The sequence below is a fragment of the Burkholderia sp. Bp8998 genome (assembly GCF_003854235.1).
In the GTDB taxonomy this organism is placed as follows: Bacteria; Pseudomonadota; Gammaproteobacteria; order Burkholderiales; family Burkholderiaceae; genus Burkholderia.
In genome coordinates, this window is the sequence record NZ_QTQF01000017.1 from 107,764 (window position 1) to 128,015 (window position 20,252).

Annotated in this window: 17 protein-coding genes; 11 read left to right on the forward strand and 6 right to left on the reverse strand. The window is 69.3% G+C overall.

Annotated elements, in window-relative coordinates:
- Positions 1-55 precede the first annotated feature (55 nt).
- Complete coding sequence (locus DIE06_RS18565; protein ID WP_124662609.1) at positions 56-1,183, reverse strand: FAD-binding oxidoreductase; 1,128 nt, start codon at positions 1,181-1,183, stop codon at positions 56-58.
- Entirely contained in the window at positions 1,180-2,112 is a 933-nt protein-coding gene (locus DIE06_RS18570) for a 4-hydroxyproline epimerase (RefSeq protein ID WP_059607857.1), read from the reverse strand. The genes DIE06_RS18565 and DIE06_RS18570 overlap by 4 nt, the downstream gene beginning before the upstream one ends.
- A 472-nt stretch (positions 2,113-2,584) precedes the next feature.
- Between DIE06_RS18570 and DIE06_RS18575 the strand changes: the two genes are divergently transcribed.
- The 4 genes from DIE06_RS18575 to ilvD all read left to right on the forward strand — a co-directional run bounded on the left by DIE06_RS18575 (position 2,585) and on the right by ilvD (position 9,017).
- The gene (locus DIE06_RS18575; RefSeq protein WP_124662610.1) at positions 2,585-4,210 is read left to right on the forward strand and encodes an APC family permease; all 1,626 of its coding nucleotides are present in this window, start codon (positions 2,585-2,587) and stop codon (positions 4,208-4,210) included.
- 72 nt (positions 4,211-4,282) lie between these two features.
- The gene (locus DIE06_RS18580; RefSeq protein ID WP_124662611.1) at positions 4,283-5,875 is read left to right on the forward strand and encodes an aldehyde dehydrogenase (NADP(+)); all 1,593 of its coding nucleotides are present in this window, start codon (positions 4,283-4,285) and stop codon (positions 5,873-5,875) included.
- Positions 5,868-6,890, forward strand: coding sequence for an Ldh family oxidoreductase (locus DIE06_RS18585; RefSeq protein ID WP_124662612.1), 1,023 nt, complete (start codon positions 5,868-5,870; stop codon positions 6,888-6,890). The genes DIE06_RS18580 and DIE06_RS18585 overlap by 8 nt, the downstream gene beginning before the upstream one ends.
- A 267-nt stretch (positions 6,891-7,157) precedes the next feature.
- The gene (gene ilvD, locus DIE06_RS18590) at positions 7,158-9,017 is read left to right on the forward strand and encodes a dihydroxy-acid dehydratase (RefSeq protein WP_124662613.1); all 1,860 of its coding nucleotides are present in this window, start codon (positions 7,158-7,160) and stop codon (positions 9,015-9,017) included.
- Between the two features lie 96 nt (positions 9,018-9,113).
- Here ilvD and DIE06_RS18595 read toward each other — a convergent pair whose 3' ends face one another.
- Together DIE06_RS18595 and DIE06_RS18600 are read right to left on the reverse strand one after the other, a co-directional pair.
- A complete protein-coding gene (locus DIE06_RS18595; RefSeq protein ID WP_124662614.1) occupies positions 9,114-9,917 on the reverse strand; it encodes an SH3 domain-containing protein in 804 nt (267 codons plus the stop codon).
- A 33-nt stretch (positions 9,918-9,950) separates the two neighbouring features.
- Positions 9,951-10,385 (reverse strand): hypothetical protein, encoded by a 435-nt coding sequence (locus DIE06_RS18600; protein ID WP_124662615.1) that lies wholly within the window; start codon positions 10,383-10,385, stop codon positions 9,951-9,953.
- A gap of 311 nt (positions 10,386-10,696) precedes the next feature.
- Between DIE06_RS18600 and DIE06_RS18605 the strand changes: the two genes are divergently transcribed.
- Together DIE06_RS18605 and DIE06_RS18610 are read left to right on the forward strand one after the other, a co-directional pair.
- A complete protein-coding gene (locus DIE06_RS18605; protein WP_124662616.1) occupies positions 10,697-12,259 on the forward strand; it encodes a sigma-70 family RNA polymerase sigma factor in 1,563 nt (520 codons plus the stop codon).
- Positions 12,260-12,443: 184 nt separating this feature from the next.
- Complete coding sequence (locus DIE06_RS18610) at positions 12,444-13,322, forward strand: helix-hairpin-helix domain-containing protein (RefSeq protein WP_124662617.1); 879 nt, start codon at positions 12,444-12,446, stop codon at positions 13,320-13,322.
- Between the two features lie 90 nt (positions 13,323-13,412).
- On the opposite strand, the gene DIE06_RS18615 is transcribed toward DIE06_RS18610, so the two are convergent.
- Positions 13,413-13,853 carry a MarR family winged helix-turn-helix transcriptional regulator gene (locus DIE06_RS18615; protein ID WP_124662618.1) on the reverse strand — a complete coding sequence of 147 codons (441 nt, stop codon included), beginning with the start codon at positions 13,851-13,853 and terminating at the stop codon, positions 13,413-13,415.
- A 134-nt stretch (positions 13,854-13,987) separates the two neighbouring features.
- On the opposite strand from DIE06_RS18615, the gene DIE06_RS18620 reads away from it, so the two are divergent.
- A complete protein-coding gene (locus tag DIE06_RS18620; protein WP_124662619.1) occupies positions 13,988-15,520 on the forward strand; it encodes a DHA2 family efflux MFS transporter permease subunit in 1,533 nt (510 codons plus the stop codon).
- Between the two features lie 38 nt (positions 15,521-15,558).
- Here DIE06_RS18620 and DIE06_RS18625 read toward each other — a convergent pair whose 3' ends face one another.
- Positions 15,559-17,073 (reverse strand): acetyl-CoA hydrolase/transferase family protein, encoded by a 1,515-nt coding sequence (locus DIE06_RS18625; protein WP_124662620.1) that lies wholly within the window; start codon positions 17,071-17,073, stop codon positions 15,559-15,561.
- A gap of 161 nt (positions 17,074-17,234) precedes the next feature.
- Between DIE06_RS18625 and DIE06_RS18630 the strand changes: the two genes are divergently transcribed.
- Genes DIE06_RS18630 through DIE06_RS18645 form a run of 4 tightly spaced genes read left to right on the forward strand, consistent with a single transcriptional unit; the run spans position 17,235 to position 20,226 of the window.
- Positions 17,235-17,705 (forward strand): hypothetical protein, encoded by a 471-nt coding sequence (locus DIE06_RS18630; protein ID WP_124662621.1) that lies wholly within the window; start codon positions 17,235-17,237, stop codon positions 17,703-17,705.
- Between the two features lie 36 nt (positions 17,706-17,741).
- Positions 17,742-18,422, forward strand: coding sequence for a CDP-alcohol phosphatidyltransferase family protein (locus DIE06_RS18635; RefSeq protein ID WP_124662622.1), 681 nt, complete (start codon positions 17,742-17,744; stop codon positions 18,420-18,422).
- Positions 18,419-19,228, forward strand: a complete 810-nt coding sequence (locus DIE06_RS18640; RefSeq protein WP_124662623.1) for a 2OG-Fe(II) oxygenase — start codon at positions 18,419-18,421, stop codon at positions 19,226-19,228. Before DIE06_RS18635 ends, DIE06_RS18640 begins: the two co-directional genes overlap by 4 nt.
- Positions 19,225-20,226, forward strand: a complete 1,002-nt coding sequence (locus DIE06_RS18645) for an HpnL family protein (protein ID WP_124662624.1) — start codon at positions 19,225-19,227, stop codon at positions 20,224-20,226. Before DIE06_RS18640 ends, DIE06_RS18645 begins: the two co-directional genes overlap by 4 nt.
- Positions 20,227-20,252 lie beyond the last annotated feature (26 nt).

Here is a 20,252-nt window from a genome sequence, read left to right on the forward strand (position 1 = left end):
AGGGGGCTGACAGCCCCCGCGGGGGGCAGCGAACGAAGTGAGCGTGGGGGTCGTTTCATGTCAGCGCTCCGGCTACGGGGGACGTCGTCAGGAAACGTCCCGGCAAATACGGTTCTATGTCGATGGGCGGCCGTTCGCCGGTCATCAGCGCGGCGACGAGCCGCGCGCTGCCCGGCGCGGTCGTCACGCCGAGCCCTTCGTGCCCGACCGCGAGCCACACGCCCGGCCGCGCCGGATGTTCGCCGAGCAGCGGCAGGCCGTCGGGGCTCGCGGAACGGAAGCCCGTCCATGCGCGAATCCCGTTCAGGTCAGCCAGCGCCGGCAGGTAGCCGGCCGCGCGGCGCAGCATGCGCGCGAGCACCGGCGGCTCGATGCGCGCGTCCTCGGTATCGAACTGGCGCGACGAGCCGATCAGCAGCTGGCCGGTCGGCCGCGGCTGCACGTTGAATGCGACCGACATGCCGTCGCTCGCATGCGCGCTCGCCGCATAGCCGAGCTCGACGAGCTGGTGCGACACCTGGCCCGGATAGCGGTCGGTGATCAGCAAGTGCCCCTTCTTCGGGCGCAGCGGCAACTCGGGCAACAGCGTGCGCGCGGCAACGCCGTTCGCGACGACGACGCGCTCCGCGCGCACCGTGTCGCCGCTCGCGAGCGTCACGCCCGGGCCGTCGACCGCCACCGCGCGATCGCGCCGCAACGTGATGCCCGGCGCACGCTGCAACAGCCAGCTCGCGGCGACGGGCGCATAGAGAATCGCGTCGCCGGGAATCTTCAGCGCGCCGCCGAGCCCCGCGCGCAGCATCGGCTCCCATTGCGCGAGCGTCGCCGCGTCGATCAGCTCGCCCGCCACGCCATGGGCGGCGAGCGTCGCCTGCTTGGTGCGGGCGAGGTCCATCTCGTTGGAATCGGCCGCGAGCCACAGCGTGCCGCAGTTGCGGTACGCGCAACCTTCCGGCATCTCGTCGGCGAGCGCGCGCCACAGCTCGATCGAGTAATGACTCAGCGCGAGCTCGGCCGCGTTGTCGTCCATCGCGACCAGGTGCCCCATGCCGGCGCCGGTTGCACCGCCGCTCGCATCGTCGACGACGAGCACGCGCAGCCCGCGCTGCGCGAGTTCATGCGCACACGCCGCGCCGACGATGCCGGCGCCGATCACGACGACGTCGGTCCGGGTCTCGCTCACGACACGATGCCCCAGCCGAACGGATCGTCTTCCTCGATCAGCAGCGTCGCTTCCGCGCTCAGGTGCGCGCTGCCGCGGATCGTCGGCACGATGCCGCCGTCGGCCTGAGCATAGCTCGCCTGGAACACGCTGCCGATCACGCTCGCCTGCCGCCACACGACGCCCGGTTCGAGCTTGCCGTCGGCCGCGAGGCACGCGAGCTTCGCGCTCGTGCCGGTGCCGCACGGCGAACGGTCGTACGCATGGCCCGGGCACAGCACGAAGCTGCGGCTGTCGTGCTCGGGATCGTCCGCGAACAGCTCGATATGGTCGATCTCGCCGCCGTTCGCGCCGGTGATGCCCGCGCGCTCGAGCCCTGCACGCACCGCGGACGAATAGGCGGTCAGCGCCGCGACGTTGTCGCCGGCCACGCGCTGGCCGTGATCGCTGATCAGGAAGAACCAGTTGCCGCCCCACGCGATGTCGCCCTTCACCGGGCCGTAACCCGGCACGTCGACGTCGACGGCCTTCGCATGGCGGTACGCGAGCACGTTGCGCACGCTGACCGACAAGTCGTCGTGCAGCGTCGCCTCCACGGTGCCGACTGGCGTTTCGATCTGGTGCACGCCCGGCTCGATGCGGCCCATGTGATGCAGCGTGCGCACGACGCCGATCGTGCCGTGCCCGCACATCCCGAGGTAACCGCTGTTGTTGAAGAAGATCACGCCGGCCGCCGCCTCCGGCGACACGGGTTCGCACAGCAGCGCGCCGACCAGCACATCGCTGCCGCGCGGCTCGAGAATGCACGCGGTGCGATAGCGATCATGCTCGCGCGCGAGCACGTCGCGGCGCTCGGCCATCGTGCCGTTGCCGAGCGAGGGGAAACCGGACACGACGAGCCGCGTGGGTTCGCCGCCCGTGTGCGAATCGATGATCTGGATGCGCTTCATCATGAGCCGTCCGAAGTGGGGAAAGGAGCATAGCTTCCTCCGTCGTGCGTCCGTCCGCTTGTGGCTTTTCGATGAGGACGGCGACGAAATCGGCATAGTACGCAGCGCCTTTCGCGGCCCTTCCGGGCACTGTGCCGATTTCGTCATTCTGCTCCGCGATACGGCTCAAGCGTGATGGGTGTTTGCACGGCGATACTGGTTGCACGTCGACGCGCCAGTCGTCGCACCGATACGAAGCAGGAGCGTTCCCCCGGCGGTGCAACGGCTTCCCGCCGTCGCATCGCCACTTCCGGTCCGGCATGGTCCGCGCGGGCCGTTCGCCGCGGCGCCAGCCCGCGCCGCGCACGAGCGGCCGCCGGCCTGCCCCGGTCGGTCGAACCGGTCGCACGCCGGCCGGCAGGTGTGCGCAGTTGCTCCGCCGGAGCGCAGCGCAAGCCACACCTGCCCCGATATTTCCCCAGGAGACAAACCCATGCCAGGCCAAGGCAACACACACCCGTCCGTCCCGCTTTCCCGTTCCGTGCCCGCCGACGGCGGTCACGGCAAGTTCAAGAAGCAGCTGTCGCTGACCGACCTGACGTTCATCGGTCTCGGGGCCATCTTCGGTTCGGGGTGGCTGTTCGCCGCGAGCCACGTATCGACGATCGCCGGCCCGGCCGGCATCTTCTCGTGGCTGCTCGGCGGCTTCGCGGTGCTGCTGCTCGGCATCGTCTACTGCGAGTTGGGCGCCGCGCTGCCGCGCGCGGGCGGCGTGGTCCGCTACCCGGTGTTCTCGCACGGCCCGCTGCTCGGCTACCTGATGGGCTTCATCACGCTGATCGCGTTCTCGAGCCTGATCGCGATCGAAGTGGTCGCCGCGCGCCAGTACGCGGCCGCGTGGTTCCCCGGCCTCACGAAAGCCGGATCGAGCGACCCGACGACGCTCGGCTGGCTCGTGCAGGCCGCGCTGCTGTGCTTCTTCTTTTACCTGAACTACTCGAGCGTGAAGACGTTCGCGAAGGCGAACAACATCATCAGCATCTTCAAGTTCATCGTGCCGCTGTCGGTGATCGCCGTGCTGTTCACGTTCTTCAAGCCCGCCAACCTGACCGCGCACGGCTTCGCGCCGTTCGGCATGCCGGGCATCGAGATGGCCGTGTCGGCCGGCGGCATCATCTTCGCGTACCTCGGCCTCACGCCGATCGTGTCGGTCGCGAGCGAAGTGCGCAATCCGCAGCGCACGATCCCGATCGCGCTGATCCTGTCGATCCTGCTGTCCACGCTGATCTACGTGCTGCTGCAGCTCGCGTTCATCGGCAGCATCCCGACCGACATGCTCGCCACCGGCTGGCACGACGTGAGCAAGGCCTTCTCGCTGCCGTACCGCGACATCGCGCTCGCGCTCGGCGTGGGCTGGCTTGCGGTGATGGTGGTGGCCGACGCGATGATCTCGCCGAGCGGCTGCGGCAACATCTACATGAACGCGACGCCGCGCGTCGTGTACGGCTGGGCGAAGACGGGCACGTTCTTCAAGGTGTTCACGCGCGTCGACGAGGCATCGGGCATCCCGCGCGCGGGCCTGTGGCTCACGTTCGGCCTCGCGATCTTCTGGACGATGCCGTTCCCGTCGTGGGAAGCGCTGATCAACATCGTGTCGGCCGCGCTCGTGCTGAGCTATGCGGTCGCGCCCGTGTCGGTCGCCGCGCTGCGCCGCACCGCGCCCGGCCTGCCGCGGCCGTTCCGCGCGGTGGCGTTCGGCATCACCGGCCCCGCGTCGTTCGTGATCGCCGCGCTGATCGTCTACTGGTCGGGCTGGGGCACGGTGTCCTGGCTGCTCGGCCTGCAGATCGTGATGTTCGTCATCTATCTCGCGTGCCGCCGCTGGGTGCCGACCGCGCACCTGAGCCTCGCCGAGCAGGTGCGCTCGTCCGCGTGGCTGATCGCGTTCTACGCGGCCATGATCGTGCTGTCGTACTTCGGCGGCTTCGGCGGCACGGGCCAGCTCGCGCATCCGTACGACACGGTCGTCGTCGCGGCCGTCGCGCTCGTCATCTTCTACTGGGGCGCCAACACCGGCATCCGTTCCGACAAGCTGCAACTCGAAGACGACGAAGACTGACGCACCCGCTTTCCCCTTTCCACTCCGGCCGGGCGCACCACGCCCGGCCCCCGTATTTTCCGAGGAAGAACCATGCAACTCACAGGTCAGCTCCTGATCGGCCAGTCGGCCATCGCCGGACAGAACGGCACCCTTCACGCGCTCGCCGCCGCAACCGGCGAACCGCTCGAACCCGCGTTCGGCGGCGCGAGCCTGCACGACCTGGAGACAGCCTGCGCGCTCGCCGACGAAGCATTCGACACGTACCGCGAAACGCGCCCCGAGCAGCGCGCCGCGTTTCTCGATGCGATCGGCCGCAACCTCATGGCGCTCGGCGACGACCTGATCGAACGTTGCGTCACCGAGACCGGCCTGCCGCGCGCGCGCGTCGAAGGCGAGCGCGGCCGCACGGTCGGCCAGCTCGCACTGTTCGCGTCGCTGGTACGCGACGGCGCTTACGTCGACGCGCGCATCGATCCGGCCCGCCCGGACCGCAAGCCGCTGCCGCGCGTCGACTTGCGCCTGCGCAACGTCGCGATCGGGCCGGTCGCCGTGTTCGGCGCGTCGAACTTCCCGCTCGCGTTCTCGGTCGCGGGCGGCGATACCGCCTCGGCACTCGCGGCCGGTTGCCCGGTGATCGTCAAGGCGCACTCGGCCCACCCGGGCACGTCCGAGCTCGTCGGCCGCGCGATCCAGCAGGCCGTGCGCGAATGCGGGCTGCCGGCCGGCGTGTTCTCGCTGCTGTTCGACGCATCGCGCGACATCGGCCAGGCGCTCGTCGCGGATGCGCGCATCAAGGCCGTCGGTTTCACCGGCTCGCGCCGCGGCGGCGTCGCGCTGATGAACATCGCGGCCGCGCGCCACGAGCCGATTCCGGTCTATGCGGAAATGAGCTCGATCAACCCGGTGCTGCTGTTCCCGGCCGCGCTCGACGCGCGCCACGACACGATCGCGCCGCAGTTCGTCGCATCGCTCGCCCTCGGCGCCGGCCAGTTCTGCACGAACCCCGGCCTCGTGCTCGCGGTCGACGGCCCCGCGCTGCGTGCGTTCGAAGCCGCGGCGGCCACCGCCGTGCAGGCGACCGCCGCGCAGACGATGCTGACGCCGCACATCCACGCGAGCTATGCGCAAGGCGTGGCCGCCCTGCGCGCGCACGACGCGGTCGAGCGGCTGGCGCAAGGTGTGGAAGGTAGCCGCTACCAGGCGCGCGCGGCGCTGTTCGCGACGTCGGCGGACGCGTTCATCGCCCACCCCGAACTGCGTGACGAAGTATTCGGCCCCGCGTCGCTGATCGTGCGCTGCCCGGACGCCGACACGCTGCACCGCGTGCTGAAGTCGCTCGAAGGCCAGCTGACGATCGCCGCGCATCTCGCCGACGGCGACGCCGCGCTGTTCGCGGCGCTGCGCCCGACGCTCGAGCGCAAGGCCGGCCGCATTCTTGTCAACGGCTTCGGCACGGGCGTCGAGGTCGGTCATGCGATGGTGCACGGCGGCCCGTTCCCGGCCACGTCCGACACGCGCACGACGTCGGTCGGCGCCCGCGCGATCGAGCGTTTCCTGCGCCCCGTGTCATACCAGGACGTGCCGGACGCGCTGCTGCCCGACGCCATCCGCACCGGCAACCCGCTGAACGTGCCACAACGCATCGACGGCGTGCCCGCGCCGCGGGAAGCGCGCGATGTCTGAGCCGCTCGCCGACGTCGTCCTGTCGCTCGATGAGGTGCACGCGCTCGCGCTGCGGGTGCTGACGCACCACGGGATGTCCGATGCGCATGCGCGGGCGATCGCCAACGTGATCACGCAGGGCCAGCGCGACGAGTGCCATTCGCACGGCGTATACCGGCTGCTCGTGTGCGTGCGCTCGCTGAGGAAGGGCAAGGTCGATCCGCAGGCGGTGCCGACGCTGCGCCGGCTGTCGTCGTCGATCGTCGCGGTCGACGCGCATCGCGGCTTCTCGCTGTTGAGTTTCGAGACCGGCCTGCCGGTGCTCGTCGAGATGGCGAAGCAGCACGGGATCGCCGCGATGGCGATCAACCACTGCTACCACTTCTCGGCGCTGTGGCCCGAGGTCGAGGCGATTGCCGCCGAGGGGCTGGTCGGCATCGCGATGAACCCGAGCCACAGCTGGGTCGCGCCGGAAGGCGGCCGCGAACCGGTGTTCGGCACGAACCCGATCGCGTTCGCGTGGCCGCGCCCGGACGGCGTGCCGTTCGTGTTCGACTTCGCGACCAGCGCGATCGCGCGCGGCGACATCGAGCTGCACGCAAAACAGGGCAAGGCGATTCCGCCGCATTGGGCGATCGATGCCGACGGCCAGCCGACCACCGATCCGAAGGCCGCGCTGCAGGGTGCGATGCGCACCTTCGGCGGCCACAAGGGCTCGGCGCTCGCGGCGATGGTCGAACTGCTCGGCGGCGCGCTGATCGGCGACATGACGAGCCAGGAATCGATGGACTTCGACGACGGCATCGGCGCGACACCATGCCATGGCGAACTCGTGATCGCGTTCGACCCGAAGGTGTTCCTCGGTGACGATCTCGACGCGGGCCTCGCGCGCGGCGAGCGGATGTTCGCGTCGATCACCGGGCAAGGCGCGCGGCTGCCGTCGCAACGGCGCTTCGACGCCCGCGCGCGCAGCATCGCGCACGGCGTGCGGATTCCGAGGGCGCTGTACGACGAAATCCTGACGCTGCTCGACTGACGCGCGCCCCCGGAGCAGCGGCTTCATCGCCGGCAGGACGGGCGATGAAGCCGCTGCCCGGTTCGGCCGACGATGTCCTCCGCGCCCCCTGCGCGGCGCACCGCCCGCGCCGGTCGCCCGCTCCCGCGGGCGCCGCACGCCCGGCGGCTGTGGGATAATCGCCGGGTTTGCCCAGGGCGCAGCTCAAGAGGTTGTTCGCACGGGCGCGCGAGAGGCCTTTATTCCCGTGCCTCCACCCTTTTCCGCGATATTTCTTCAGCCATCACCATGCCCACATACCGTTCCAAAACCTCCACCGCCGGCCGCAACATGGCAGGTGCGCGCTCGCTGTGGCGCGCCACCGGCATGAAAGACGACGATTTCTCGAAGCCGATCATCGCGGTCGTCAACTCGTTCACGCAGTTCGTGCCCGGGCACGTGCACCTGAAGGATCTCGGCCAGCTCGTCGCGCGCGAGATCGAGGCCGCCGGCGGCGTCGCGAAGGAATTCAACACGATCGCCGTCGACGACGGCATCGCGATGGGTCATGACGGCATGCTCTATTCGCTGCCGAGCCGCGACATCATCGCCGACTCAGTCGAATACATGGTGAACGCGCACTGCGCGGACGCGATGGTGTGCATCTCGAACTGCGACAAGATCACGCCGGGGATGCTGATGGCCGCGATGCGCCTCAACATTCCGGTGATCTTCGTGTCGGGCGGCCCGATGGAAGCCGGCAAGACGCGTCTCGCGAACCCGGTCACCAAGACCGTCGAACTGAAGAAGCTCGACCTCGTCGACGCGATGGTGATCGCGGCCGACCAGTCGTATTCGGACGCCGACGTCGCCGAAGTCGAACGCTCGGCGTGCCCGACCTGCGGTTCGTGCTCGGGCATGTTCACCGCGAACTCGATGAACTGCCTGACCGAGGCGCTCGGCCTGTCGCTGCCCGGCAACGGCACGGTGGTGGCCACGCACGCCGATCGCGAGCAGCTGTTCAAGCGCGCCGGCCGCCGCATCGTCGAGCTGACCCGCCAGCACTACGAGCAGGACGACATGCGCGTGCTGCCGCGCTCGGTCGGCTTCAAGGCGTTCGAGAACGCGATGACGCTCGACATCGCGATGGGCGGTTCGACCAACACGATCCTGCACCTGCTGGCGATCGCGCAGGAAGCCGGCATCGACTTCACGATGAAGGACATCGATCGCCTGTCGCGCATCGTGCCGCAGCTGTGCAAGGTCGCGCCGAACACGAACAAGTACCACATCGAGGACGTGCACCGCGCGGGCGGCATCATGGCGATCCTCGGCGAGCTCGACCGCGCCGGCAAGCTGCACACCGACGTGCCGACCGTGCACGCGCCGACGCTGAAGGATGCGCTCGACCAGTGGGACATCGTCCGCACGGAAGACGCGGCGGTCCGCACGTTCTACCTGGCCGGCCCGGCCGGCATCCCGACGCAGGTCGCGTTCAGCCAGGACACGCGCTGGCCGAGCCTCGACCTCGACCGCGCCGAAGGCTGCATCCGCTCGTACGAGCATGCGTTCTCGAAGGAAGGCGGCCTCGCGGTGCTGACCGGCAACATCGCGCTCGACGGCTGCGTGGTGAAGACGGCCGGCGTCGACGAAAGCATTCTCGTGTTCGAGGGCTCGGCCCACGTGACCGAATCGCAGGACGAAGCAGTCGAGAACATCCTGAACGACAAGGTCAAGGCCGGCGACGTGGTGATCGTGCGCTACGAAGGCCCGAAGGGCGGCCCCGGCATGCAGGAGATGCTGTACCCGACGAGCTACATCAAGTCGAAGGGCCTCGGCAAGGCATGCGCGCTGCTGACGGACGGCCGCTTCTCGGGCGGCACGTCGGGCCTGTCGATCGGTCACTGCTCGCCGGAAGCGGCGGCGGGCGGCGCGATCGGCCTCGTGCGCGACGGCGACAAGATCCGCATCGACATCCCGAACCGCACGATCGACGTGCTGGTATCGGACGAGGAACTCGCGCGTCGCCGCGAAGAGCAGAACGCGAAGGGCTGGAAGCCGGCGCAATCGCGCCCGCGCAAGGTGTCCGCGGCGCTGAAGGCCTATGCGAAGCTGGTGATGTCGGCCGACAAGGGTGCCGTGCGCGACCTGTCGCTGCTCGACGATTGACGCCGGGCGACGGGCCGCGCGAGCGGCCCGTCCGATCGAAAAGCCGCTCTCCGGAGCGGCTTTTTTTCGTCGACGGGAGGCCGGATTGTCGCGCGCTCAGCGACGATACTCGTCGCTGCGACGGTCACCGCCGCCGCCACCGCCGCGGCCTCCCCCGTCGTTTCCGCCACCTTGCTGCCGCGCACCGTACCCGCCGCCGCCCGGATTCGCCTGCGGCGGCATCATTCGGGTCACCGCGCCGCCCTGCTCGGGAGCCGGACGCGCGACAGCCGCCGGCGGCCGCGCATTGCCGCCCGCGCCCGGCATGGGCGCGGGTGCCGGGGCGACCTGTGGTGCCGGCGCGCGATTCGGGCCGTTCCAGCCGCCGCGCGTGGCCGACGGCCGGGCATCATGCCGCTCGGGCGGCTCACCGCCCGGCGCGCGCTGAACCGGCCCGCCCGGCTGCGGTCGCCCGTAGGCCGGCGGCCTCCCGCCGGGTCCGACGCGCGGCTCGGCACGATGCTCCCAGCGGTCGCGATCGTGAAACCACGGCCGGTGGCGGTAGTAGCGATCCCAGTACGCGCCGATCGCGAACCCGGTCACCGGCACGCCGATGATCGCGCCGTACTCCAGCAACGGCACGTAATTGCCCTGGTACGGATAGTCGAGTTGCTCCGCGTCGATCCAGCCACGCACGCCCGGCAGCGCGACATCGCACCACGAGTAGTCGCTCAGGCAGCCGAACACGTCGAGTGCGGTGCCGGGCGGCACCTGCGCGACGACCGGATAATCGGGTGCCGGCCCCGCATAGATTTCGGCCCCGGAGTTCGTGTAGGCGCTGCTTTGCGCGTCGGCGATGCCCGGTACCGCGGCGATGCCGAACAGGACGACGCACAGACTTCGGATGATCGTATTGCTCATGTTGCTCTCCCGCGCGGTGCCGCCGCGCGTCGGTCAGTGTCGATGGCCCCCGCCCCAATGTCCGCCTCCCCAGTGGCCGCCGCCCCACGGACGGTGCCAGTACCCGCCCCGGTAGCCGCCGCCCCAATGTCCCCAGAAACCGAGGCCGATCGTGACGGGCGGCCCGTACCAGCCCGGGTAATATGCGGGATAGTAGGCCGGGTAAGGCACATAGGCCGGCGCGGCATACACCGGAGCCGGCACGTACGCGTAATCGTCCGCCGGCGGCGGCACGGCCGGCGCTACGGATGTCGACGGGACGGCCGGCCCGGCGTTTGCGGGCGCCACCGGGATCTCGCGCTGCGACACCGTGGCAGGCACGGGTGCGTAATACGGTGCATAGCCGTACGGGCCCGTGTAATAGCAGCCGCTCAGCGCGAGCATGGCCAGCGCCATGCCGGCAGGCCTCGCGGCGGGAATCGGGTTCATCTCATGCTCCGCAGGAATCCGCGCGGCGCCGCGTGGCGCGCGCCTGACTCTAGCTTACGTCCCCTGCATATTTCTGCGGGTTTGATCGGTTACTTTTTGTTTCCCCGGATCGAATGCAGGGGTCGGACCGCGCAGGTATGCCGCATGCTCGCGCTTCAACTGCGCCGGCGTTGAAGTTGGCGCAATCGCCCTCAACTTGAATATCGAGTCAGGCTGGCCGGCGCGGACGGGCGTTCGCGGCCCCCGGCGGCCTCCGAAACCCGCGGACTTCGACCCGCTCAGACAGGAACGCGGCTCACGCCGCCATCGACATGACTACGCCACGCCCCACGCTTCGGGCGGACACGCCCCTCGATCCGATCATCCAGCTGCTGGCCCTTGCCGGCGAACAGGGTTATCTGACGCACGCCGACCTCGTCGACGCGCTGCCGCCGGAAAGCGACAGCCCCGACGCGCTGGACGTCGTGCGCGCCGCGCTCGCGGACATCGGCATCGCCGTGCTCGACGAGCCGGCCGCGCCGGTGCCGTTCGCGAGCGCGGCGCCGGTCGACGTCGATCGCGACGCGCTCGACGAGGGCCGCGCGCTGCTCGGCGATCTCGCCCGCGGCACCGGCGCATCGACCGATCCGCTCGCGCTCTACATGCGGCGCATCCATGCGGTGCCGCTGCTCAAGCGCGAGGACGAAATCGTGCTGGCCCGCGAGATCGAAACGGGCCGCCACCAGATCCTCCATGCGCTCGCCGGCTGTCCGGCGGCCGTCGAGGCGCTGCTCGCGCGCCATGGTGCAACGGGTGCAACCGGCGCGGCCGCCAGCGAAGGCGATGAGGTCGACGACGGCGAAGGCGACACCCCGGCCGCTGCGCGCGACGACGTGCTGCAGGCCGCGGTGGCGGCCGTGCGCGGCGCATTGTACGCACCGGGCTGCCGTTCGGCCGAGTACCGTGACGCCCGCAACCGCCTGGCCACGCTGCTCGGTTCGCTTGCGTGGGTTGCACCGGCCGTCGACGACGCAAGCCGCGTCGTGCGCGCGCTCGCCGCCGCGCCGGTCGATGCCGCGACGGACGCCACCGCGGGCACCGATGCCGCGTGCTTCGACACGGTCGCACGGCGTGCGCTCGGCGCGGCGCTGAGCGACGGCCAGCAGAAGGTGCGCGACGGTACGCGCGCGATGCTCGAGGCGAACCTGCGGCTCGTGCTGTCGGTCGCGCGCAAGTACATGAACCGCGGCGTCGACCTGCCCGACCTCGTGCAGGATGGCTGCCTCGGCCTGATGCGCGCGATCGAGAAGTTCGAATACCGGCGCGGCTTCAAGTTCTCGACCTACGCGACCTGGTGGATCCGGCAGGCGGTCGCGCGCGCGGTGGCCGACCGCTCGCGCACGATCCGCGTGCCCGTGCACGTCAGCGACCAGCACCAGCGCGTGCAGCGGCATGCGCGGCGCCTCCACCAGCGCACGGGCCGGCGCGCGACGCCGGCCGAGCTCGCGGCGGAAACCGGGCTCGCCGAGGACAAGCTGCGCGCGGTGCTCGCGCTCCCTGCCGAGCCGCTGTCGCTCGACACGCCGCTGCCCGACGCGGACACCGGCCTCGTCGACCTGATCGAGGACCAGGCGTCGGCAAGCCCGTTCGAGCGGCTGGCGGACACGCGCATGCGCGAATGCGTGACGTCGCTGCTGCGCTCGGTCACGCCGGCCGAGGCCAACGTGTTGCGCCGGCGCTTCGGCCTCGGCGGCGCCGAGCCCGACACCTATGACGCGATCGCGCAGGACGCGGGCATGTCGCGCGAACGCGTGCGGCAGATCGAGAAGCGCGCGCTCGCCACGCTGCGCACGGCCGCGGAGGCCGAGGGCGCGCAGTCGTTCCTCGAAGCGTAACCGGTCGCGCGTTCGTGCTGCAGCCCGGCACGAACGCGCGCGGCCCGGTTCCACCTGTGCAACGTTTGCCATTGACGCACGTCAAGTTTTGCTCGTCGCTTGCCATGACAATGTGATGAAATAAAAGGTGGACCGGCGCATTGCACGCCGTGTCCGTTCCGTTTGCACATTTCCGGGCTCGCACATGCAAACGACCATTGGCCAAACACACGAGGAAAACCGGCAAATCGCGGCGTGCCTGCGCGAAGCCGCGCAGTTGCTTGCCGACCAGGGGGCGAATCCCTATCGGGTTGCCGCCTACCGCGCGTCGGCCGACACGATCGAATCGCTCGACGACGCCATCCGCACCCGGTTCGACGCGGGCGGTGTCGATGCGCTCGGCGTACTGCCGGAGGTCGGTACCGGCGTCGCGCAGGCGATCGCCGAACTGCTGGTGACCGGACGCTGGCGCCTGCTCGACCGGCTGCGCGGCGACGCGGAGCGCGCGTCCGCCTTCGAGGCCGTGCCGGGCATCGGCCACGCGCTCGCGCTGCGGATTCACGATCAGTTGCACATCGATACGCTCGAGGATCTCGAACGCGCGGCCCGCAGCGGCCAGCTCGAAGCGATCGCGGGCGTCGGCCCGCGTCGCGCGGCCGGCATCCGCGCGGCGCTCGACGACGTGCTGAGCCGGCGCCGGCGCTGGCAAGGCCATGTGCGCGACGCCGATCTCGGCACGGAACCGCCCGTCGAGCTGCTGCTTTATATCGACCGCCTGTACCGCAGCAAGGCCGCGGCCGGCACCCTGCCCACGCTCGTGTCGCGTCGCCTGAACGCAGACCTGAGCGTTCAGCCGCCCGTCATGCACATGACGAAAGGCGGCTGGCATTTCACCGCGCTGTGCCCGTATCCCGTGCGCCCGCAGGAGTCCACCCGCACCGCGGACTGGGTCGCGCTCTACTTCTACGATGCGCTGCAATGCGAGTACCAGCGGACGGTCGTCACGGAAACGCTCGGCTCGCTCGTCGGCAAGCGCGTCGTGCGCGGACGCGAAATGGAGTGCCGCGTGTATTACGCGGGATGATGCGCCCGGGGCGCTAGCCGCCGCGGTGCGGCCGCCTCGCCGCACGCTCGATGGACCTGTGGGCGCTGCTGCGGCGAACCGGCGCCCGCATCATTCGCCGCCGCTTTCGATCAGGTTGTGGCGCACCCGCCCGAGCAGGCGCACGAGCGTGTCGCGCTCGTCGCGCGTGAAGCCGCGCAGCCCGTCGTCGGTGACGGTGTCGCCCACTTCCAGCATCTGCGGAAAGATGTCGCGCGACTTGTCGGTCAGCCGGATCACGAACGCGCGGCGATCGTCGTCGTTCGCGATGCGTTCGATCCACCCGCAGCTTTCCATCCGGTCGAGCAGCCGCGTCAGCGAGATCGGCGTGATCTCGAGCCATTCCGCGAGCCGCGCCTGATTCATCTCACCCTTCCACGTCAGGTACGCGAGCACGCGGCTTTGCGCGCGCGTCAGTCCGATGCGCTTCGCGCGCCGGTCGAACAGGCGTCCCTGCAGGCGGGCCACGTCGGAAATCAGGTAGCCGATCCGGTTCTCGTAAGTCTTGTCCATGCGGCGATTATAGGGGCAGGCCGCGAATGACTTGCGGCCCGGGCCAGGCGATGAGCACGACTATAATAAGCGTGCTTATAATTCGAGTGATACCGGATCGCCGCCCACGGCGACCGCCCCACGGAGACACCCGCTTGAATCCCGCCGCCGACGCCCCCGCCTCGCCGCCCGCCCTCAATCGGCCGATGCTGACCCTGTCGATCATGCTCGCGACGCTGATCCAGACGCTCGACAGCACGATCGCGAACGTCGCGCTGCCGCACATGCAGGGCACGCTGTCCGCGTCGCAGGACGAGATCACCTGGGTGCTGACCTCCTACATCGTCGCCGCGGCGATCGCGACGCCGCTGACCGGCTGGCTGTCCGACCGGCTCAGCATGAAACGGCTGCTGACGATCTCGATCGCGGGTTTCACGATCGCGTCCGCGCTGTGCGGGCTGTCCGAGTCGCTCGTGCAGATCGTCGGCGCTCGGCTGCTGCAGGGCGTGTTCGGCGCCGCGCTGGTGCCGCTGTCGCAGTCGATCCTGCTCGACATCAACCCGCGCGAGAAACAGGGCCAGGCGATGGCGATCTGGGGGATGGGCGTGATGGTCGGCCCGATCCTCGGCCCGACCCTCGGCGGCTGGCTCACCGACAGCTACAACTGGCGCTGGGTGTTCTTCATCAACGTGCCGATCGGCGCGTTCGCCCTGGCCGGCGTGCTGACCTTCCTGCCCGCGCGCGCGCCGCGCCCGCACGTGAAATTCGACGCGTTCGGCTTCGCGACGCTCGCACTCGCGATCGGCGCGTTCCAGGCGATGCTCGATCGCGGCGAGCAGCTCGACTGGTTCGGTTCGTACGAAATCCGCATCGAGGCGCTCGTCGCGGCCCTGAGCTTCGCGTTCTTCCTCGTGCATACGGCGACCGTCGGCAAGGCGTCCTTCTTCAAGTCGGAGTTGCTGCGCGACCCGAACTTCGCGACCGGCACGCTGTTCATCTTCGTCGTCGGCGCGGTGCTGTACGCGACGCGCGCGCTGCTGCCGCCGATGCTGCAGAACCTGATGGGCTATCCCGTCGCGACGACGGGCCTCGTCACCGCGCCGAGCGGCGCGGGCACGATGATCGCGATGCTGTTCGTCGGACGATTGCTGAAGTACGTGGACGCGCGGGCGCTGCTGCTCGCCGGGCTGGCGATTTCGGCGCTCGCGCTGTGGCAGATGATGCAGTACACGATCGTGCTGTCCGAGGCGGACATCGTGTGGCCCGGGGTGGTCCAGGGCTTCGGGCTGGGGCTCGTGTTCGTGCCGCTGAGCGCGCTGTCGTTCTCGACGCTACAGCCCGAGCTGCGCGCGGACGGCACGGCCACCTACAGCCTGATGCGCAACATCGGCAGCAGTATCGGCATCTCGATCGTGCAGACGCTGATGACGCGCAACACGCAGGTCGCGCATGCCGACCTCGCGACCCACATCACGCCGTTCGACCGGGCCGTGCAGGCAATGGCCGGCAGCCACCTCGACATCGCGCTGCTCGACCGCACGATCAACCAGCAGGCCGCGATGATCGCGTACCTGAACGACTTCAAGCTGATGTTCGTCGCGACGCTGCTGATGATCCCGCTGTTGCTGCTGATCCGCCCGCCGCAGAAAACGGCGGGCGTCGACGTCGCGCACGCGGCGATGGATTGACGGATACGACGGGTGCACGCCCGTCGCGGGCTGCAACGTCAGGCCTTCATCGTCCCGGTGCGCACGTAGCGCTCGTGCCACGACAGCGCCTCGGCGAGCAGGTGCGGCGTGTGCTTGCCGAAGCTCTCGCGCGACGCGCGCTCGAAGTAGTCCTCGAGCATCGGCCGGTAGTCGGGATGCGCGCAGTTCGCGATGATCTTGCGCGCGCGCTGCTTCGGCGACAGGCCGCGCAGGTCCGCGAGCCCCTGCTCGGTGACGACCACCGCGACGTCGTGCTCGGTATGGTCGACGTGGCTCGCCATCGGCACGATCCGCGAGATCGCGCCGCCCTTCGCGGTGCTGGCCGACATGAAGCACGACAGGTAGCCGTTGCGCGCGAAGTCGCCCGAGCCGCCGATGCCGTTCTGGATCTTCGTGCCCATCACGTGCGTCGAGTTCACGTTGCCGTAGATGTCGGCCTCGATCATCCCGTTCATCGCGATGCAGCCGAGGCGGCGCACGAGTTCCGGATGGTTGCTGATCTCCTGCGGGCGCAGCAGGATCTTTTCGCGGAACGTCGCGATCTCGTCGGCGAAGCGCTGCACGGCGGCCGGGCTCAGCGACAGCGCCGTGGCCGACGCGAAGCTCAGCGTGCCGTCGTCGAGCAGGTCGAGCATGCCGTCCTGGATCACCTCGGTATACGCGGTCAGGTTCGAGAAGCCGGCCGAGCTCAGTTCCGCGAGCACCGCGTTCGTGATGTTGCCGACGCCCGACTGCAGCGGCAGCAGGTTTTCCGGCAGGCGGCCGCGCTTCACTTCGTGGCGCAGGAAGTCGATCAGTTGCAGCGCGATCTGCTTCGACGTGGCGTCGGGTGCGGAGAACGCGTTGCTGCGGTCCGGCGCGTCGGTCTCGACGATCGCGACGATCTTGTCGGCCGGGCAGCGCAGGTACGGCTCGCCGATCCGGTCGTCGCTTTTCGTCAGCGGAATCGGCTTGCGGTGCGGCGGCAGCGCGGTGCCGTAATAGACGTCGTGCATCCCGTCGAGGCCGAGCGGCTGGCGCGAGTTGACTTCGAGAATCACGTGCTTCGCCAGCTCGAGCCACGTCTTGTTGTTGCCGATCGATGCGGACGGGATCAGCAGCCCGTCCTCGCGAATGCCCGCGACTTCGACGATCGCGACGTCGAGGTCGCCGTACAGCCCGAACCATGCGTATTGCGCGACGTGGCTGAGGTGGACGTCCTGGTAGTCGACTTCGCCGTTGTTGATCTTGTCGCGCAGCGTCGGGTCGGACTGGTACGGCAGGCGCATCGAGATGCCGTTGGTGCGGGCGAGCGCGCCGTCGAGTTCCGGCGCGGTCGATGCGCCCGTCAGCACGTTGATCCGGAAATCCTCGCCGCGCGCGTGGGCGGCGTCGATGTGGGCGGCGAGCGCGGCCGGCACGGCCTTCGGATAGCCGGAGCCGGTAAAGCCGCTCATCGCGACGGTCATGCCGGGACGGATCAGCGCGGCGGCTTCGTCGGCGGTGCGGACGAGCGAACGCAGGGCGGGAGCGAGGATGCGTGAAGAAGACATGGCGGGTTATCTAATGCTTGGGTCTGTCGTTGACGTCGCGGGGGGTGTCTCCTGAGCGACGCGAAGCCCTTGGGGCCGCGAGGGGCGGCCCGGCACCACGGGCACGGTCCGAGTATCGCAGAGGCCATCGCCGCGAAATGTCCGCCGGATGCAAAAGATACTTGCTGAATGCACCGGGTATCGAACGGCCGTTTCATGACAGCGCGCGGCTCGGACGCCGAATGCAGTCGAAAGGCATGCGAAAGCTGGTTGCCATTTTTCGGCTCGAAGATTACGAACAGCTGAACATCAATCAACCGATACCTTTCCGGATTGACGGCGTAAACGCAGGGAATCCGCATGCAATGGCCGATCGGCGATCGCCGCGACCGATTGTCAGCCGGCACCGCGTTTTCGGGCCTGATGCACGTCAATCCGTTTCGGGCCTGATGCACGTCAATCCGTCGACATGCGCGAATCGCGGCCAGGCCCGCGCGCAAGGCCCGTCCGCCCTTGACAGACGCGTGATGCGAACCACACTGGATCAGGTGAGGCCCGCCTGCGCGAACGCCGTTTCGCGCATCCGGTTTGCAACCGGCCGATGTCCGGAATGCGCGGTAACACTCCCGTATGTCAGGACATTGATCGAATAAAAAGCAACAAATTACAATTCCGTATATATTTCGCCGATGGACCAAAGAAAAACCGCCACACGTTCCGAACCGCCTCTGCCACGCACCTGGGATGCGCGGCTCGCGCGCTCGCTTGTCCGGCCGCTGATCGACACGCCGGTCACCCCGAATCACCTCACTACCCTTCGTCTGCTGATCGGCCTCGCCGGTGCCTGGTGCCTCGCGCAAGGCGGCTTCGGCTGGAGCAACGCGGGTGCATTCCTGATCGTGCTGTCGAACTTCGTCGACCACACCGACGGCGAACTCGCGCGCATCAGCGGCAAGTCCAGCAAGATCGGTCACTTTTACGACCTCGCGGCCGACGCGCTCGTGACGGTCGCGCTGTTCGTCAGCATGGGCCTCGGCATCGTCGCCCAGGGCGGCCAGATGACCGCATCGCCGGTACTGCTCGGCGCGGTGGCCGGCGCGGCCGTCGCGCTGATCTTCTTCCTGCGCATGCGGATCGAATCGTTCGCCGGCAAGTCCGGCACCAAGCAGGCGTTCGCCGGCGGCTTCGAAACGGAAGACGTGCTCTACCTGCTGCCGATCGTGACGCTCGCCGACGGCGTCCAGCCGTTCCTGCTCGCGGCGTCGATCGGCGCCCCGCTGTTCGCCGCGTGGGTCGTGATCGACTGGTGGCGCATCGTGCGTCGCGGCAGCCTCCCGCAGAACTCCACCGAAATCCAGGTTTCCAAATGACTCCTAGCACGCGCGACGACTCCGTGCTGAGCCCGGCACGCCCCGCGCCTGCGCGCGCGGCAGCGGCCGATCCCGATCGCACCGTGGCCGACAGCGTCGGCCGTCTCGACCTCGACCACCTGCGCGACGACTACACGCGCCAGGGGTCGTTCCTGTATCTGGATGCATTCCTGCCGGCCGACGCGCACGCGAAACTCGCGGCCGCCGCCCGCGCGATGCAGCCCGGCCTGAACCGCAATTACCTGCCCGGCCACAAGCAGGGCGGCAGCGTGAGCCGGCACACGATCGACGAGCAGGCGCCGTACATCGCCGAGCTGTACCGCTCGAAGGCGCTGATCGGCTTCCTCGAGAAGATCACGGGCGACAAGCTGATGGTGTCGCCGGACAACGATCCGCATGCGTACGCGCTGTATTACTACACGAAGCCGGGCGACCACATCGGCTGGCACTACGACACGTCGTACTACGATGGGCGCCGCTACACGCTGCTGATCGGCGTGATCGACGAATCGTCGTGCCGGCTCGACTACGAGCTGCACACGCGCAACCCGGACGTGCCCGACGAACCGGGCTCCGTGCAGATCGCCGACGGCGGCATCGTGCTGTTCGACGGCGACAAGCTGCGCCATCGCATCACCCCGCTCGGCCAGAACGAGACGCGCGTGTCGCTGACGTTCGAATACGTGACCAACCCCGGCATGCGGCCGTGGAAGCGCTTCATCTCGAACATGAAGGACGCGATCGCATATTTCGGCTTCCGCCAGGTGTTCAAGCAGCTGGCCACACGACGGTCGACCGGGTCATGACACGCGCCGGCCTGATCCTGCTGTCCCTCGGAACGGCACTGTTCGTCGCCCTGCTCGCGTGGCAGGGCGTCGGCGCGGTCGCGTCGACGTTCCTCGCGGCCGGCTGGGGCCTCGCGCTCGTCGCGGCATTCCACGTCGTGCCGCTCGTGATCGACGCGCTGGCGATCTCGGTGATGTTCCGCCGCGGCCAGCCGGGCGCCGAACTCGGCAACGCGCTGCGCGCGCGCTGGGTCGGCGAATCGGTGAACAGCCTGCTGCCCGCCGGGCAGATCGGCGGCCCGGTGCTGATGGTGCGCCACCTCGCGCAGCGCGGCACGCGGATGGCCGATGCGGCCGCAGCCGTCACCGTCAGCACGACGATGCAGGCGCTCGCGCAGATGGCATTCGCGCTGATCGGCATCGCCACGTTCAGCCTTTATGCGACGCACGAGTCGGTCGCTCACCTGCGCACGCCGGCGCTGATCGCCACCGGCGTGCTCGGCGCCCTCGCCGTCGCGTTCTACGCGGCGCAGCGGCGCGGGCTGTTCGGCCGCGGGCTGCGTCTCGCGTCGAAGCTGCTCGGCCCGCGCGACTGGTCGTCGCTGGCGACCCGCGCGGACGCGATCGACGACGCGGTCGGCGCGCTGTACCGCGATCGCGCGAAGGTCGCGAAGACCTTCGCATCGAGCCTCGTCGGCTGGATCGTCGGCACCGCCGAAGTGTGGCTCGCGCTGCACTTCCTCGGGCACCCCGTCAGCTGGCTCGACGCGCTGCTGCTCGAGAGCGTCGGCCAGGCGATTCGCGGTGCGGCGTTCGCGATCCCCGGCTCGCTCGGTGCCCAGGAAGGCGGTTACCTGCTGCTCGCCCCGCTGGTCGGCCTGCCGCCCGACGCGGCGCTCGCGCTGTCGCTCGCGAAGCGCGCGCGCGAACTCGCGCTCGGCCTGCCCGGCCTGCTCTATCTGCATTTCAGTGAAAGAAACTGGCAGCGGCGCCGTGCGCCGCAGCCGCTCGCCGACTGATCGTTCAGATCCGCCGGCTTTTTGGT